13 protein-coding genes and 1 riboswitch are annotated in these 17,763 nt (G+C 54.1%); of the genes, 8 read left to right on the top strand and 5 right to left on the bottom strand.

The genetic code is table 11. From position 1 onward, the window contains the following. Positions 1-8 precede the first annotated feature (8 nt). The 3 genes from C8R31_RS00130 (at position 9) to pbpG (ending at position 4,577) form a co-directional block, all read left to right on the top strand. A complete protein-coding gene (locus C8R31_RS00130) occupies positions 9-431 on the top strand; it encodes a response regulator (protein WP_375136102.1) in 423 nt (140 codons plus the stop codon). Then, on the top strand, positions 428-3,511 hold the full coding sequence (locus C8R31_RS00135; RefSeq protein WP_107692081.1) for an EAL domain-containing protein: 3,084 nt from the start codon (positions 428-430) through the stop codon (positions 3,509-3,511). The genes C8R31_RS00130 and C8R31_RS00135 overlap by 4 nt, the downstream gene beginning before the upstream one ends. 235 nt (positions 3,512-3,746) lie before the next feature. Further along, positions 3,747-4,577: a D-alanyl-D-alanine endopeptidase gene (gene pbpG / locus C8R31_RS00140; protein ID WP_107692759.1), complete on the top strand. Its 831-nt coding sequence runs from the start codon at positions 3,747-3,749 to the stop codon at positions 4,575-4,577. 193 nt (positions 4,578-4,770) lie between these two features. Here pbpG and C8R31_RS00145 read toward each other — a convergent pair whose 3' ends face one another. The 3 genes from C8R31_RS00145 to glnA all read right to left on the bottom strand — a co-directional run bounded on the left by C8R31_RS00145 (position 4,771) and on the right by glnA (position 8,278). After that, a complete protein-coding gene (locus C8R31_RS00145) occupies positions 4,771-6,027 on the bottom strand; it encodes a putative Na+/H+ antiporter (RefSeq protein WP_107692082.1) in 1,257 nt (418 codons plus the stop codon). Positions 6,028-6,145: 118 nt separating this feature from the next. Then, a complete protein-coding gene (locus C8R31_RS00150) occupies positions 6,146-6,805 on the bottom strand; it encodes a tetratricopeptide repeat protein (protein WP_107692083.1) in 660 nt (219 codons plus the stop codon). Between the two features lie 63 nt (positions 6,806-6,868). Next, positions 6,869-8,278, bottom strand: a complete 1,410-nt coding sequence (gene glnA / locus C8R31_RS00155; protein ID WP_107692084.1) for a type I glutamate--ammonia ligase — start codon at positions 8,276-8,278, stop codon at positions 6,869-6,871. 284 nt (positions 8,279-8,562) lie between these two features. On the opposite strand from glnA, the gene C8R31_RS00160 reads away from it, so the two are divergent. After that, the gene (locus C8R31_RS00160) at positions 8,563-9,015 is read left to right on the top strand and encodes a rhodanese-like domain-containing protein (RefSeq protein ID WP_107692085.1); all 453 of its coding nucleotides are present in this window, start codon (positions 8,563-8,565) and stop codon (positions 9,013-9,015) included. A 43-nt stretch (positions 9,016-9,058) separates the two neighbouring features. On the opposite strand, the gene C8R31_RS00165 is transcribed toward C8R31_RS00160, so the two are convergent. Together C8R31_RS00165 and thiC are read right to left on the bottom strand one after the other, a co-directional pair. After that, positions 9,059-9,883, bottom strand: a complete 825-nt coding sequence (locus C8R31_RS00165; protein WP_107692086.1) for an undecaprenyl-diphosphate phosphatase — start codon at positions 9,881-9,883, stop codon at positions 9,059-9,061. 381 nt (positions 9,884-10,264) lie between these two features. Then, positions 10,265-12,172, bottom strand: coding sequence for a phosphomethylpyrimidine synthase ThiC (gene thiC / locus C8R31_RS00170; RefSeq protein ID WP_107692087.1), 1,908 nt, complete (start codon positions 12,170-12,172; stop codon positions 10,265-10,267). A gap of 40 nt (positions 12,173-12,212) precedes the next feature. Then, positions 12,213-12,314, bottom strand: a riboswitch (TPP riboswitch). A 61-nt stretch (positions 12,315-12,375) separates the two neighbouring features. Here thiC and C8R31_RS00175 point away from each other — a divergent pair. The 4 genes from C8R31_RS00175 (at position 12,376) to hpnA (ending at position 17,550) form a co-directional block, all read left to right on the top strand. Then, entirely contained in the window at positions 12,376-13,047 is a 672-nt protein-coding gene (locus tag C8R31_RS00175; RefSeq protein ID WP_107692088.1) for a protein-L-isoaspartate O-methyltransferase, read from the top strand. Positions 13,048-13,159: 112 nt separating this feature from the next. Continuing rightward, entirely contained in the window at positions 13,160-14,515 is a 1,356-nt protein-coding gene (locus C8R31_RS00180) for a TolC family outer membrane protein (protein WP_258192463.1), read from the top strand. 183 nt (positions 14,516-14,698) lie between these two features. Beyond that, positions 14,699-16,348 (top strand): DNA mismatch repair protein MutS, encoded by a 1,650-nt coding sequence (locus C8R31_RS00185; RefSeq protein ID WP_107692090.1) that lies wholly within the window; start codon positions 14,699-14,701, stop codon positions 16,346-16,348. 212 nt (positions 16,349-16,560) lie between these two features. Further along, on the top strand, positions 16,561-17,550 hold the full coding sequence (hpnA, locus tag C8R31_RS00190; protein ID WP_107692091.1) for a hopanoid-associated sugar epimerase: 990 nt from the start codon (positions 16,561-16,563) through the stop codon (positions 17,548-17,550). The last annotated feature ends 213 nt before the right edge of the window (positions 17,551-17,763 follow it).

Genomic DNA, 17,763 nt, shown 5'->3' on the forward strand with positions numbered 1-17,763 from the left:
GTCATACCGTGCCAATTCTACTCATCGAAGACAATCCGATGGATGTGGACCTTACCCGACGTGCCTTTATCCGCCACAACCTGGCCAATCCGCTTAAGGTGGCGCGCGACGGGCAGGAAGCGCTCGATCTCATCGACACATGGCGGGTGGGAGACATCGTGCCGTCGGTCATTCTCCTTGATCTGAAGCTACCCAAAATCAGTGGGCTGGATGTCTTGCGTGTTATTCGGGAGCATCCGGTTTTCGGCACTGTTCCCGTCGTAGTGCTGACTTCTTCCGCAGAAGACGGCGATATCAACGAAGCGTATTCGCTTGGGGCCAACTCGTATATCGTGAAACCGGTCGATTTCGATAAGTTTATAGAAGTAGCCAGGCAAATCGAGTTGTACTGGACTGTCCTCAACATGCACAGCTTTCCGAAGCACGCATGAAGGTTCTCTATCTGGAGGACAATGCACTGGACGCCGATCTGGTGCGGATCGAGCTCGGGAAACGCGCACCTGAAATTCAGCTTGATATCGTAAGCACTCTGACCGAAGCACTGGCGAGACTGGAGCTGTTTTATACGGTTTACGGGAGCAGTCAGAAAAGGACGCCGGCGTCGGCACCCGTTCCCGACGCCGATGCAGAAGTTGATCGTTATGAGTTGGTTCTTACCGACCTCAATCTTCCCGATGGAAGCGGTAAAACGTTGCTTGCTCAGGTTCGCTCCTGGCGTCTGCCCCTCCCCGTAGTTGTTCTAACCGGCTCGGGCAGCGAGGAATTGTTACTGGCTTTACTCCGAGCGGGTGCTGATGATTACGTCATCAAGCGAGGCGGTTACCTTGAGACTCTTCCTCTCGTACTGCTGGCAGCGCTTGAAAAATTCCACACCGAAACGTTTTGGCGGGCGGCCGCGCTCAAGGTCGTGTTCGTTGACCCGAATACCCATGATACCGACCTGACGAAACGGGAGCTGGTTGCCTTGGCGCCGCATCTGAATATTGAATCCCTTCAGACAGCTGAACAGGTCTTCCACCGATTTGCCGGTAGCGGCTCACGTACCGATATTGATGTTCTTCTACTTGATTATCGCTTGCCCGGCGCTTCTGCCACCGACATTTTAAAGGAGCTCTGCCAGGTGCGCGGGCTCGATGTGCCTATTGTTCTGGTTATCGGACAAGGGGACGAAGAAATTGCGCGGCAATCGCTCAAGCTGGGAGCCGCCGATTACGTGGTTAAAAGCCCTGGCTATATTCAGCGGTTACCGACGGTCATAGAAAACGTGTGGCTGCGAGCGGAATCGACTCGCAGAGAACGTGTTTTGCTCGAGGAGAGAGCGCGTCTTTCTCTTGCCACCGAGGCTGCGGCAATAGGAATTTGGGAATGGAATATTGCAACCAACGAAATTATCTGGGACGACCGGATGTATGACATCCACGGTGTTCCCCGCGGGACCGCGATCACGTATGAAATCTGGAGTTCGTATGTTCATCCCGACGACCTTACCGCGAAGGAAGCCCAGCTGAACAAGATCAGGGAGGAGAACGGAAGCAGGCAGTTTGATTTCCGCATACTGCAACGGCACGAACAGGTGCGGCATGTTCATATCGCCAAGACGGTGAAATTCGGAAAAAAAAATGAGCTGATTATTGTAGGTACCGCCATCGATATAACCGAGCGCAAGCAGACGGAGCTTGCCATTCAGCAACATGCGATGCAGCAGGAGCTTATCGCGGATTTCGGACAGAAGGCGCTCGCTAGCGCGAATCTTGACGAGTTGTGGCATGAGGCGGCTGTAATCGCATCGGAAGGACTTAACGTTGGTTTCTCCAAGGCTCTCCTGCTTGCTCCGGATATGCGCTCGTTCAACCTTAAGGCGGGTTTTGGGTGGCAGGAGGGTTGGGTTGGCCGTTGCATCTCTTATACATATGAAAACAGCCAGAACCGGTTTATTCTTGCCAGCCATCAAGCCGTAGTGGTGGACGATTTTTGCACTGAAACGCGTTTCAAGCCCTCGAAAATTCTGAAAAGCCACCATATACGCAGCGCTGCGGGTGTGGTGATCTCAGGTGCTGGCGGGGGGCCCTACGGTGTGCTTGGAGCCTATGCCCGTGATGCACATTATTTCAGTGCCAGCAGTACCAATTTTCTGCAGAGTCTGGCAAATATTCTTGCGACTGCAATAGATCGCAAGAGAACCGAAGAACACCTCACCTATTTGGCTCAGTTCGATCCCTTGACAGAATTACCCAACCGCAATCTGTTCCTCGATCGACTAAAGAAGGCCATGGAGCATGCACAGCGTAACCAGGAGCGGCTCGCTGTTGTGTTCGCTGATCTTGACCGGTTCAAAATCGTCAACGACACGATGGGCCATAGCACAGGCGACAGGTTGCTCGTTCAAGTCGCGCGACGCTTGCAACAATGCGTGCGTTCCTGCGATACGGTAGCGCGTCTGAGCGGCGACGAGTTCGGGTTTATCCTATGTAACCTCACCCATGCCGATGATGCAACCGTGGTTGCAGAAAAGGTGATTGGCGCGCTCTCGCTATCGTTTGAGCTGGAAGGACAGGAAGTTTACATTTCCGCAAGTCTTGGCATCAGCATTTTCCCTGGCGACGGAGATGACGCGGACAGTCTGCTCAGGAGCGCGGATACCGCGATGTTTCAGGCGAAAGAGCAAGGTCCCGCGATCTATCAGTTTTACCTGCCCCAGATGAATGAGCGCGCAGTGGCCCGGCTAAAGATGGAAACGCAATTGCGCGGGGCGCTGGCAAGGCATGAATTCGTGCTCCATTATCAGCCGAAGGCGAGCCTGGTCAATGGCGGGATAACAGGTTTCGAGGCTCTGTTGCGCTGGCAGCATCCAACGCATGGGCTCGTGCCGCCTTTTCAATTCATTTCTGTGCTTGAGGATACCGGCCTCATTGTGCCAGTGGGAGAATGGGTCGTCCAAACAGTATGTGAGCAGATCAGAAAATGGGAGGATCAGGGCCTGCTTCTGCACCCGATTTCGGTAAATCTCTCGGCACGACAGTTTCAGCAGCAAGACCTTGACGATGTTATTGGAAATACGCTCAAAACGACGGGAATCGATCCACGGTTGCTCGAATTCGAGTTGACGGAATCAGTGTTGATGGAAGAGGCGGAAGTCGCTGCGAATGCACTGCGGAATCTGAAAGCTTTTGGCGTGCAGATATCAATGGATGATTTCGGAACCGGCTATTCAAGCCTGGCCTACCTGAAACGATTTCCACTCGACGTACTCAAGATCGACCGCGCGTTTATCCGCGATGTCACCACGGATCCGGACGATGCAACCATCGCAGTGGCAATGATCAACCTCGCGCACAGTTTGGGGTTGAAGGTAATCGCCGAGGGAGTCGAAACGAGACCGCAACTGGACTTTCTAATTAACCACGGCTGTGACGAGATGCAGGGTTACTATTTTTCGCGGCCCCTTCGGCTTGAGGCTGCAGCCACAGCCCTTATTGAACGCCATAGGCTGCCATTGAGCATCAGAAATTGAACCTGTAAGGTATGTCTCCGACCCCCGTTGCGCGCCCCCCGATGCCCGTTCCGGAACCCCTGTCGTTGCCCGGTACGGCCCCAGCCTGAACTTTCCATCCCGAAAACGTTAATTCGTTTCGCCGGAATGCAAAAAAGCTCTTTCCCGATCTCGTGATATTTGTTAAGTTATCGTCCGCAACTTCCCAGTCCGCGGGGGGCGGATATGGTTTCCAAATATGGAAAGAAGCAAAAAAATGAAAAAGCTTATCGTGGGGGTTTGTATTACGTTTGCATTTACCGGCAGTGCCTTTGCGCAACAGGTCGGGCTAAAGCTAAAATCGCAAGCTGCGCTAATCATGGACGCGCGACAGGAGCGCATTCTTTTTGACAAGAATCCGGACAAGGTAATGCCGATCGCTTCCATTACCAAGCTCATGACGGCGATGGTTGTGCTTGACGCACAATTACCATTGAACGAGGAGATCTTTATAGAAGAGGCCGACGTTGACATTCTCAAGAATACACGTTCGCGCCTGCGTGTCGGAACCAGCCTTAGTCGTGAAGAAATGCTGAGGCTTGCCCTGATGTCATCCGAAAACCGCGCCGCCGCAGCGCTGGGACGGAGTTATCCCGGCGGTACGCGCGGATTCGTGGATGCAATGAATCGCAAGGCATTCGAGCTCGGCATGGGCAACAGTTATTTTGTCGATTCCACCGGTCTGAACCGCGCCAACGTTTCCACGGCGCGCGATCTGGCGAAGCTCGTGAGTGCTGCGTATGACTACGAGCTCATCCGTGAATTCTCCACAACCGCGGCGCACGCGGTCGAATTCGGCGACGATGATCATAGCGTGCAATTTGTCAACTCGAACAATCTGGTCCGTAGCAGCAGTTGGGAGATTGGCGTATCAAAAACCGGCTTTCTCAGCGAAGCCGGCCGCTGCCTCGTGATGCAGGCTAAAATAACCGGCAAGCCAGTTATTATCGTATTGCTGGACTCCTCGGGGAAGAATACGCGCCTAGGTGATGCAAATAGGGTCAGGAAATGGATGGAGATCGGTTTTGCGCGTAAAGTTCGCGGCTAATACGAACTGTAAATCGTAAGCGAGCGGAAAGGCTCGGTGGTCGGACCGGTTGCGCACAGGCCAGGACTTCCCCCTGAAGAATGCTTCTTCGGCACTCAACAGAAGGATGAATCATAATCGTGTAGGAAGCCGGGGGCGTCGGGTGGCAGAGATCGAAGGAAGAGGGAGCCGAATGCCAGCTTTGATCCCCACTCTACAGCAACTGGAATGCAAGAACCGCTACGATCGTTGGCGGAAGGGCGGCGGCCAGAAGTCCTAAGGGATGGATCGCTTCGTCCTTGAATGAACCCTTGAGTATGGAGAAGCCCGCCGGGTTAGGAGCATTGGCGATTACCGTCAGGCCGCCGCCTGCGACAGCCCCGGCAACGAGCGAGTAGCGAAAATCTGCAGTCGTTCCTTCCATCAGGGAACCGAGATAGGTAAGGGCCGCATTATCCGTGATAGCCGTAAGCAGGGTAGCGCCGAAAAACAGTACTGTGCTGTCCATTCCTGCCAACATTGGTTGCAACCACCACTTCTGGTGTCCTCCCAAAACAATCAGGCCGGCAAGGAAAAAAGCGACCATTAATCCTTCGCGCAGGATGAGCCGATCCTGGTAACGTTCATATGCATGGGCAAAGCCCACGAAGAAGAGCAGTAAGCCGATGAAGATGGCCGGGTGGTGGGCAAACGCTACCACGCCTGTCAAAAAGGACAGATGTACCGCCACGACCCAGGCTGGGGTTTCGGCATGCTGGCCGCGCATGTCATTATTTACTGCTGATAGCTCGCGTTGGAACAGCAAAGTCGCCGCCGTTGCGTTCACCAGGACTGCGAGCGCGGCCTTCCAGCCAAACGTGGTCAGCATGAAAGTGGAGTCCCATCCCCACTTCGCGGCCACCATGAGAACCGGAGGGGCTGCAAACGATGTCAATGTTCCGCCGATCGAGATATTGACGAAAAGCACACCGAGAGTCACGTATTTCAAGCGCACGGAAATTTCCCGTGAATAGTAACGCTCAAGGAGGATCAGGCCGGCCAGCGTCATTGCTGCTGGTTCGGTGATCAACGAGCCGAGCAGAGGCACAAAGGATAATGTGACAAAGTAAAACGCCTTGCCCTCCGGCCAGGGAATGAGGCGGGCCAGCATGTTGACGCAGGCCATGGCAAACCGCAGGATGGGGCGGCTGCCCGAAATCACCATGATGGCGAATACGAACATGGGCTCGGTGAAGCTTTGCCCATCAATGTAGCTGGTTGCAGCTTCCTTTCCGTCCATAATCAGCATCGCGGCCACAAGCACCATGGCCCAGAAGCCGAACACCACCTCGACCTCGCCGAGAAAATGCCATATGCCCGCATGCGCCGGGTGAGTATGGGCCAGGCGCTCGAACACCTTGGTCGAGAAAGTGTGTATAAGCGCGACGCCGAATAGCGCTGCGCCGATTAGTTCAATAGAGGCTGGAGCCATCGTGTGCCGCCGACTGGCTGGTAGGATTGGGCATGGGTTTTATGTTGGGTCTACAGATTGCCGAGCCGCAGACCTTGTCCTTGATGGCGCCGTGCTTGATTAGCGGGACAAACGTCACCTATTTCATTGCGTCCAGATTAGCCTGCGCATCCGCATTCCCCTGCGCCGCTGCTTTCTTGAACCATTCCTTGGCTTTGGTCTCGTCTCTCGGCACACCTTCACCTGCGTAATACATCACTCCAAGATTGTTCTGGGCATCGACATTACCCTGCTCGGCCGATTTCTGGAACAACTCGACAGCTTTTGCCGAATCCTTGGAGACGCCTTCCCCGTTCGCATACATCAGCCCGAGGTTAAATTGGGCAGGCGCGTACCCCTGTCCAGCGGCGCGATGAAACCATGCCGCGGCTGTAGCTGGATCATTGCTTAGAATGTTACCTGAAGCGTCCTTGGAAATCGCTTCACCCGTGTAGTACATCACGCCGAGGCCGGTTTGTGCCTTGGGCTCCCCAGCTTCCGCATCTTTCTTTAATTGAAGAAATTTTTCCTCGGGGGTTGAATCACCTGCTTGGGCTGGCATGATCTGCTTCATTATGTCCGACTTTTCCTCGGGCGTTAGCGCCTCCTCCAGCACCGATGGAATCTGTTTTTCAGAAGTGAATTCATCTGGAAGCTTTGTTTCGGTTTGTGGTTTGGGGGGGCTTACGGGAGGTTTTTCGCCGCATCCGGTAAGTATGAGCAACGGCACGGAGAGCAAGGCAGCAATAAGAATATTCATGAAGTATGATGTCCTATTATGTCCTGCCGCGCCCGTAGGGAGGCAGGAGCACTTCCAGAAGAATCATAAACTATAATACATATCAAATTCGACCGGATGGGTCGTCATCCGAAAGCGCGTAACTTCCTCCATCTTGAGTTCGATGTAAGCATCAATCATATCGTTCGAAAAAACCCCCCCGCGAGTAAGAAAATTACGGTCCTTATCCAGGCTATCGAGCGCTTCGTCCAATGAAGCGCAAGGATTGGGTATCTTCGCAGCTTCCTCCGGCGGGAGGTCATAGAGATTCTTATCCATCGGGTCGCCCGGGTGGGTCTTGTTCTGGATGCCATCCAGCCCAGCCATCATCAACGCGGTGAATGCAAGATAAGGGTTGGCGGTTGGATCCGGAAAACGCACTTCAATGCGCCGCCCCTTCGGACTATTGGCATAAGGGATGCGGACCGCGGCGGAACGGTTGCTGACCGAATAAGCGAGGTTAATCGGTGCCTCGTAGCCGGGAACGAGGCGTTTATACGAATTTGTGCCAGGATTGGTGATCGCATTGAGGGCCTTGGCGTGTTTGATGATGCCTCCAATGTAATACAGGGCCATTTCGGATAGTCCCGCATACCCGTTTCCGGAGAACAGGTTCTGACCTCCTTTCCAGATTGACTGGTGCACGTGCATTCCTGATCCGTTATCGCCGACAATGGGTTTTGGCATGAACGTCGCCGTTTTCCCATAGGAGTGTGCCACGTTGTGCACCACGTATTTGAATACCTGTGTCCAGTCCGCCCGTTTTACAAGGCTGCTGTATTTTGTTCCGATTTCGCACTGTCCAGCGGTAGCTACCTCGTGGTGGTGCACTTCAACTTCGATTCCCAATTCTTCGAGTGCAAGACACATGGCGGAGCGGATGTCGTGCAGCGAATCAATCGGCGGGACAGGAAAATAACCGCCCTTTATACCAGGACGGTGGCCGGTATTACCTCCCTCGTATTTTTCGCCCGAACTCCAGGCCGCTTCCTCCGATTCAATTTTTACCGAGCAACCGGACATGTCAGCGTGCCAGGTCACGGAATCAAAAATGAAGAACTCGGGTTCAGGGCCAAAATATGCGGTATCGCCGATGGCCGTCGACTTCAGGTAAGCCTCGCCACGTTTTGCCAGCGAGCGTGGATCCCGGTCGTAGCCCTTGCCATCGGAAGGTTCCACCACATCACAGGTCATGAAAAGCGTAGCCTCGTCCATGAAAGGATCCATCTTGGCAGTTTCCGGATCAGGAATCAGCAACATGTCAGACGCCTGAACACCCTTCCAGCCGGCAATGGAAGAACCATCGAACGCGTGGCCATCCTCAAGCTTGTCGGCGTCAACCGCGTGAGCCGGGAGGGTCACATGCTGTTCTTTACCTCGAGTATCAGTAAATCGAAGGTCAACAAATTTGACCTCGTTATCCTGGATCATTTTCAGAACATCGGCTAACGCCATTTTTTTCTCCGAACTACGTTTGCAGTTGTACAAAAGATTCGGGAAACCTCCGATGAATCAACGCAGACGCGACGGTAGCGCTGCGCCGAGGTTTGCCGACTGTAAGGGCAACATTATATCAGCAGCAGCGTTCTTCGTTTCTTGAACAGTTCGAGCGCGCTGCGGTCAACGACTGATTTATACCCGGCGCCGATGAAATGCAGGCGTACGCGAATGCATGAAGCCCAACACCTGCATAAAAATCGACTACCATTGCATTTTCTATCACGACATTGGACGGCGACATGGAATCCATCACTGCGATATTGGAAAGGGCGCGGCAACGCGCCAAAGAAATGAATTTACCATATGAGGGTGCACTTTTTCCCAATGAAGCACTCACCCTTTTGCAGGAAGCCCCGGCCGCCAAGCTGGTTGATGTCCGTTCCAGAGCGGAATGGGACTGGGTAGGGAGAATTCCCGGCGCGGTTGAAATCGAGTGGCAGTCCTACCCTGGTATGCGGCATAGCCCCGATTTCCCTAACTATCTTTCCAGTCAAGTGGATAAGGAATCCCTAGTGATGTTCATCTGCCGCAGCGGAGGCCGATCGCATCAGGCCGCCGCTACCGCCACTGAAATGGGATACACGAGTTGCTATAACATTCTTGAAGGATTTGAGGGCGAGAAGGACGCGAGCGGTCATCGCGGCACGAAAGGCGGGTGGAAGGCCGCGGGGCTTCCCTGGGTGCAGGGTTAAACAGTGCGAACCCGGGCGCATTATCCAAGCGTGATAATCCGGGCTAGGCGGCCGACCATTCTACCGCCCCGGAGTAGGCGGTGAACAGGACCACAATTCCGAATGCGATTCGATACCATGCAAAAACCGTGAAATCGTGGTGACTGATAAAACGCAGTAGTCCCCGCACAGCCAGTAACGCGCTGACAAACGAGGCGACAAACCCGAGCATAAATACGCCGGCATCATTAAACTGCAGAATGTCGCGACTTCTGTAGACATCGTAGAAGGTGGCCGCGAACATGATCGGGATGGCGAGAAAGAAGGAAAATTCGGTGGCGGCCTTGCGCGACAGGCCGAAAAATAGCCCGCCGATAATGGTTGCGCCGGAGCGTGAAGTGCCCGGTATCAGCGCCAGGCACTGCATTAATCCCACCTTGAGCGCATGTTTCCAATCCATGTCTTCCACTCGCTCGACTTCCACAACGTGCTTCCTGCGCTCCGCCCAAAGGATCAAGAAGCCTCCGACGATGAACGCGGTGGCAACGGGCACCGGATGAAACAGATACTGTTTGATGGTCTTGATTAACAACAATCCCAGGATCGCCGCCGGCAGAAATGCGATCAGAATATTTAAAACAAAGCGATTGGCATCCTGTCGGGAGCCAACGTCCGCAAGAACGCTTCCGATCTTCGCGCGATATTCCCAGCATACCGCCAGTATTGCGCCGAGCTGAATCACAATAGTGAATACTTTGCCCTTCTCGTCATTAAAGTTGAGCAGGTCGCTCACCAGGATGAGGTGGCCTGTCGAGGAAATCGGGAGAAATTCGGTCAGACCTTCGACAACACCGAGGATCAAGGCCTTGAAAAGCAATAGCCAGTCCATTCGCAGCTATCGCGCCGACGCGAGTTGATGCCGGATCGCGGACGAACAGGCCTTGTTAAATATATTCCCAGGCAATGGACTTTTCCAATTCAAAAGAAATAGGATGTAGAAAATCGAGGTCGCGACAACTTTAGTCATTATCGCATCGAACCCTGCTTCAGGCTCAAGAATACCTGTTAGCGACGCTTCTTACGCCCAACTGCCAACCGGATACTCTATCAAGCGATGGCGATGAAATGCCGCGAATAGCCGGGTACAACCAACGAGGTGCAGGGGACTTCCATCACGATCACGGTGTGCGGGCGTTCACGGGTACGTAGCACCCGCGAACGATGCATTTACATTAGGGGACGCCTGCTGTTGTTTCGGGCCAATTGCTGGTTAAGCCTTGCCGTAAATTTCACCGCCTTTAGCCGCAAATTCCATTGATTTCTCTTCCATGCCTTTTTTCAGCGCTTCCTGCTCGCTTACTCCCTGGCTCGCGGCGAAGTCGCGCACATCCTGAGTTATCTTCATCGAGCAGAAGTGGGGGCCGCACATGGAACAGAAATGTGCGAGCTTTGCGCCCTCCTGCGGCAAGGTCTCGTCATGGAATTGCTTTGCTTTATCCGGGTCGAGGCTAAGGTTGAATTGGTCAGCCCAGCGAAACTCAAACCGGGCCTTGGAGAGCGCATTATCGCGAATTTGCGCGCCGGGGTGCCCTTTGGCCAGATCCGCCGCATGTGCTGCAATTTTATAAGTGATAATGCCGTCCTTCACATCATCTTTATCGGGCAGGCCCAGGTGTTCCTTAGGTGTAACATAACAGAGCATGGCCGTGCCGTACCAGCCGATCATGGCCGCGCCAATAGCGGATGTGATGTGGTCGTAGCCTGGCGCGATGTCCGTGGTCAGCGGGCCCAATGTATAGAAGGGCGCTTCCGCGCAGTGTTTCAACTGCAGATCCATGTTTTCCTTGATAAGGTGCATGGGCACATGGCCGGGCCCTTCGATCATCACTTGCACGTCATGCTTCCACGCGATCTGGGTCAATTCACCGAGCGTCTTCAGTTCCGCGAATTGGGCCTCATCGTTGGCGTCATAAATTGAACCTGGACGAAGTCCGTCACCTAGAGAAAAGCTGACGTCATAGGCTTTCATGAGTTCGCAAATTTCGTCGAAGCGGGTGTAGAGAAAGCTTTCCCGGTGGTGAGCGAGACACCACTTTGCCATGATCGAGCCGCCGCGCGAAACAATTCCGGTCAAGCGCTTTGCCGTCATCGGAACGTAAGCGAGCCGAACCCCCGCATGGATCGTGAAGTAGTCCACTCCCTGTTCAGCTTGTTCAATCAGTGTGTCTCGGAAAATTTCCCAGGTAAGGTCTTCCGCCTTTCCATTTACCTTCTCCAACGCCTGGTAGATTGGAACGGTGCCAATGGGCACGGGACTGTTGCGAATGATCCACTCACGGGTTTCGTGAATATTCTTGCCGGTTGAAAGGTCCATCACGGTATCTCCGCCCCAGCGGATGGCCCAGGTCATCTTTTCCACTTCTTCCTGAATGCTTGAACCTAACGCGGAGTTGCCAATGTTGGCATTGATTTTCACCAGAAAGTTGCGCCCGATGATCATCGGCTCGGATTCAGGGTGGTTGATGTTCGCAGGAATAATCGCGCGGCCACGGGCCACCTCGTCGCGCACAAATTCCGGGGTGATATGCTGGGGTAGAAAGGCGCCAAAATCATGGCCCGGGTGCTGGCGCGTCAGTAATTCGCGCCGTTCAGCAATGAATTGTTCGCTGCGTTGGTTCTCGCGTATGGCCACAAACTCCATTTCGGGGGTAATGATGCCGCGACGAGCATAGTGCATCTGCGTGACGTTTGCCCCTGCCTTACCACAACGGGCGAGGCGTCTTAAATCAAAACGCATTTCGGCGAGCTTGGGATCCGCAAGGCGTTGTCTGCCATAGGCCGAAGCCGGACCGGAGAGTCTTTCGGTATCCTGGCGCTCATCTATCCATCTTTCGCGCAACGGCGCCAAGCCCGACCGTATATCGATATTTATTGCCGGGTCCGTGTAAGGGCCGGAAGTGTCGTAAACATAAATAGGCGGATTTTCTTCCGCCCCCATGCTGGCGGGCGTTTCGGACTGGCTGATTTCCCGCATTGGAACACGGATATCAGGACGGGAGCCCTCCACATAAACTTTGCGCGAATTGGGTAACGGTTTGACCGCTCCTTCGTCCACGCGGGCGGTCTTGCTTGAAAACGCCGAAGGGAGGTGCGAGGCGTCTAAAACTGTTGCATTCATGTTACGCTCCTTTGAGTGCCATGTGCCATGAAGGAGCGGGACGACAAAATCCCAGCTTCCCTACGGCGGCATTATCCGTGTCAGGTATTGAGGGACTGTCTCACCAGCTCCCGCATTCGGGAGTGGACCCCTAGCTGCTGCTGTGAAGCTAATGGAAATATGGAATAATTGCAAGTCTATGATGACATTTTATAGGGCTGGACATGGATCTCGAACAAACCCGGTTTAACATGGTGGAGCAGCAGATTCGTCCATGGGACGTGCTGGATCAGGAAGTTCTCAAATTACTGTTCGAACTGCGGCGAGAGGAGTTTGTTCCTCCAGCCTACCGTTCTCTCGCATTTGTAGATATGGAAATCCCGCTCGGATACGGTGAGGTGATGCTCGCCCCCAAGCTCGAAGCACGCATCCTGCAGGAATTGCAGGTGAAAAAAACGGACAAGATTTTAGAGGTGGGTAGCGGTAGTGGTTATCTGGCCGCGCTGCTGGCCAAAAAAGGGGAGTATGTTCATAGCGTGGAAATTGTGCCGGAACTGAAGGCCATGGCAGAAAAAAACCTTCAGGCTCATGGTATTGCCAATGTCCTGGTTGAAAATGGAGACGGTGCGCTGGGCTGGCCCCGGCACGGACCTTATGACGTCATTGTGCTCACAGGCTCCACCCCGGTTTTGCCCGAGGCATTTCAGAAGAGTCTCAGGGCCGGCGGGCGCATGTTTGCGGTAGTAGGTGATGCCCCGGTAATGCAGGCTGCGCTTGTCAATTGCCTGGTACAGGAAAAAGAAGGCGCACCCGGCGCTTACAACACAGTTGGTTTGTTTGAGACTTGTATTACTCCTCTAAGAAACGCACAACAGCCGACGAGATTTACTTTTTGACGTTCCCGGCTGGCTTTACGAATAGCGCGTCTGTACGGCTGCCCGCTGCCCAGACGCGACCTAAACCTCCGATGCTCGCATCTTCCCATAGCTCAAGATATCTGGTATTACCGTGAAAGCTCCGCAATATATCTGTGCACTGCTAATTGGAGCCGCTTTGCATGCTCCGGTACGTGCTTCCGATCTCATGGAAATCTATCGTGAGGCACAGGAACAGGACGCGCTGTTCAGTGCTGCACGCCACGCGCACGCGGCTGCGCAGGAGAGATTACCGCAGGGCAGGGCGGGCTTGCTTCCCACCGTCTCGCTCGCGTTCGTGCGTCGCCGGCAATGGATCGAGATCGGAGGGGGGAGCGCCGTAGGAATCGGTGTGGGCGCTACGATAAGGCCGTCAGACGTGGTCATCGATAACCAGAGCCTGACGATCACCGCAACCCAGCCAATTTTTCGGATGGAAAATTTCGCGGTCTATGAACAATCCAAGCTTCAGGTTGCACAGGCGGATTCTCAGTTCATCATTGCCGCCCAAGACTTGATTCTGCGCGTGGCGCAGGCGTATTTCGATATCCTGGTGGCAGAAGTAAATCTGGAGGCGGCGCAAGCTCAGCTGAAGGCAATTGGCGAGCAGTTGGAGCAGGCCAAGCGCAACTTCCAGGTCGGCACAGCTACTATCGTGGATACGCATGAAGCCCAGGCGCGTTTCGATTTCATACACTCCCAGGAAATTGCTGCCAGGAATGACCTGGAAATACGCAAGCGCGGGTTGCAACAGATTATCGGCCGCATGCCGGATTATTTGCGACGCCCCACTGAAGATACTTCTGACCTGTTGACGCTGAAGTACCAAACTATGCAGGAATGGATCACGGTGGCGGAGCAGAATAACCTTGCATTCAAAGTTCAACAGGCAGTGTACGAAATTGCCAAACAGGACGTGGAGCGAGCCAAGGCTGGGCACTATCCAACCGTGGATCTGGTAGCAATATATAGTGATCAGAAAGGTGTCGGGGGCACGATAACCGGCTTGCCGCGCGACTTGACATCAAAAGAGATCGGCGTGCAGGTCAGCTTTCCCATATTTCAAGGTTTTGCAGCGCAATCACGGGTACGCGAAGCGTTGGCAACGCAGGAAAAGGTGTTCCAGGATCTGAGCAATACCCGGCGTAACAACGTCCTGCAGGTAAGCCAGCAGTATTTGAATGTCACCAACGGAATGGCTCAGGTAAAAGCGCTGAAACAGGCGTTGATATCTACCCAGAGCCAGGTGGACTCCACCAAGCTCGGACAGGAAGTGGGCGTTAGAACGGAGGTGGATGTACTGAATGCACAGCAATTGTTTTATACCGCAAGACGCGACCTGGCCCAGGCGCGCTACAATTTTGTCATGTCAAGATTGAGGTTGAAGGCGGAGGCGGGGGAATTGGACGAGGAAGATGTGAGAGAGATCAATAACGTATTGTTGCGATAGTTTCCCAGGCCCAGAAGGAAATAACGTCGTGCAAGTGCCTTGCCGAAGCTTATCCAGACCGGACCTCGCTGTCGTTGACGCGTAATGGGTTGAGTGTTAGATTTTCAAACAAGAGATTGCGTGTCGCCGCTGCGCCATTTCAGTTTCACCGGGATGGCGGCATGACACCAGGAAGGGCCGATCATGAAAGAGGCAGCCTTACCCGATTCATACTGGAATCAGCCATTTCTCCTGTCGCGCGGCGACCGGTTGGCCGGTGTCCGCGACACCCGTCCGGCGGGATCTGACGAGGGTATACTCGACGCCAAGACATTCGACGCGATAGAGACCGATCAATTGTTCGACTCGCTCAATCACGCGGTTACCCATGCGGGGCAGTCGGTTCTTTACCGCTCGCTGGCCCGGCCAGGGACGGAGGTGGCAGTGGCCCGAAAAAAACAGGAGGCGCTACGGGAGCTCGAGTCCGACCCCGCCTTTCGGGACGCGCTACGGAATTTTATCGACGAAATGGCGCGGGGTGAGCAGTCCTTGTACCAATTGCTCTACGGGACGTTTACCGGCGGTCTTGCTATCGATAGTTCCGGAGCTGGTAAAAAAGATGAAATGGAATTCAGTGGCTACGGCTATCACCAGTTCATCGATGGAACGGGCTTCGTTGTTGATCTGGTCGAGATGGCGCAGGCCTTGCCACAGCCGCGGAGCGAATATTTGCGCGACTTGTTCAAAGCGATTCGCGACTTCGGCACGTCGCGTATTTATTCACTGATACGCGGTCCCGTTTATGTAGTAGAGGGAAAATTCAAGACGGGCGAAGAGAAACCCCGCTATTTGCCGATTCCACGCTTCCGGCCGTCGATGTTCAAGCCTCTGCCGATCTTTTTGATCCTGGCAGCGGTGGTCGCAGGCCTTTATTTTTTCCAGGGTTTACTGGCGGGTTTTGGCATCGCATATCTGGGTTATGGGATACTTGTGCTGGCAGTACCCATTCTTCCGGTCATCTTGATTGCAATCGCCTCCTCAGACCGCGACTCTGTCATCTATCCGTTGCGAAAGCTGTTCAGGCATAGTCCCGAGTTGGCGCGTTTGCTTGAAACAATGGGCATGATCGATGAAATCCTGTCTTTTCATCGTTATTCCCATGCCTTCAGCGGGAAGATGACACTTCCGGAAATAATGGAAAGCGAGCGCCATTCGCTTAGTGCCACCGAAGCCAGAAACCCTCTGCTTGCCCGGGCCAATCCCAACTATGTGCCTAACGATATCGAACTTGATGATGCGGGACGGCTGCTAGTCATCACCGGACCCAATAGCGGCGGCAAGACAGCCTACTGCAAGACCGTGGCCCAGATTCAGCTGCTTGGCCAGATCGGCTGCTATATTCCCGCCTCGACCGCGCGTATGGTATTGGCGGAACATATTTTCTACCAGGTGCCCGATCCCGGGCACCTGGACGAGGGGATGGGACGTTTTGCCCACGAACTGAAACGCACGCGCGAAATTTTCTTCAGCTCAACAGCGCGCAGCCTCGTCGTGCTGGATGAGCTTTCGGAGGGAACGACGTTTGAGGAGAAAATGGAACTGTCGGAGTATGTCCTTGCAGGCTTCTACCAGCTGGGGGCAAGCACATTGCTGGTGACACATAACCACGAGCTGTGTGAGCGCTTGCAGGACAAGGGCATCGGGCGGTACCTGCAGGGCGAGTTTCTGCCCCAGGGCCCAACCTATCGTCTGATCCCTGGAGTTTCGCGGGTGAGCCACGCGGATCGCGTGGCCGCTGCGCTGGGTTTCAGCAAAGAGGATGTAGAGAAGCACCTTGCAGCGCGGGGCACGTAAGCGCCGGGCCGGCATCAGTTTGGCGCGCAGAACGTGGCGACATATCGTCTCTTCCAATGGTCCGACTGACCTATTGCTGAGCTCTGCTCTGTCTCTGGTTCTATAATCCAGGATGTGAAAACTGTGTACCACTACCACAATGCGAAGTTCAATCGTCGCTTCGCGTCACAGATTCTTTCACACGAAGCCGGAGCTGAAAAAGGATCAAGTTGATGAAAGCACTGGTTACGGGCGCAAATGGATTTGTCGGTTCGGCCGTTGCAAGGTGTTTACTAAACGCCGGACATGAAGTGCGGTGCCTGGTAAGACCGGGCAGCGACCGGCGCAATCTCCACAAGTTGCCTGTCGAACTCTCCGAAGGAGATTTGCGATCCGCTCCATCTTTGAAGCGGGCGGTGACGGGCTGTGATAGCTTGTTCCACGTTGCCGCCGATTATCGCCTCTGGGTTCCAAACCCGGAAACGATGTACGAGATCAACGTAAAGGGAACTCAGGCATTGATACTCGCGGCGGCCGAAGCCGGAGTAAAAAGGATGATATACACCAGCAGCGTGGCAACGCTAGGAATAAATCAGGATGGCATCCCGGCCACCGAGGAGACGCCCTCGAGTCTTTTATCCATGACTGGACACTACAAGCGTTCCAAATTCATGGCCGAGCAAGTTGTTCAGCAGATGACTGATGAGCATAGACTGCCGCTGGTTATCGTGAACCCTTCTACGCCCATCGGGCCTCGAGATATCAGACCTACGCCAACAGGCCGTATCGTGGTGGATACGTTATGTGACCGGATGCCGGCATATGTAAATACAGGTTTGAATATAGCCCATGCTGATGACGTTGCGCATGGCCATCTGCTGGCTCATGCGCATGGAAAACCCGGGCAACGCTATATACTCGGCGGCGAAAACATGACGTTATTGGAAATACTCCAGATGATCGATCAGATTCGCGGCAAGCAGACGAAACGGTTCAGCCTTCCCGTGAAGCTGATCCTTCCAGCCGCGTGGCTGATGGAAAAAATGGCTATGGTTACGCAGATCGAGCCGCGCGCGACGATGGATAGCCTGCGCATGGCGCGAAAAAAAATGTTTTACTCCAGTGACAAGGCCGTACGTGAACTGGGGTATCGATATCGGCCTGCGGCGGAGGCGCTTGAGGACGCGATGACCTGGTTTCAGGATAATGGATATTGCGGGTAGCTTTTCTTCACGCTTAAGGACTCTCTCGATAGACAGTCGATCAAGTCAACCCAACATGAGTCCCATCTCTCCGGCAGGACAAACCCCAGGCCTCTTCTACTGTCCTAGCCCCGTTTTGCCTGGGACCCCCGCTGCCATTAACGGTCCCCAAGTCATCAAAACAGCTTGTATCACTTTCCCGGGCTAAATGCTCGGTTTGACGTTATTCCCTTG

Origin of the sequence: Nitrosospira sp. Nsp2, from assembly GCF_003050965.1 — a bacterium.
GTDB lineage: Bacteria > Pseudomonadota > Gammaproteobacteria > Burkholderiales > Nitrosomonadaceae > Nitrosospira.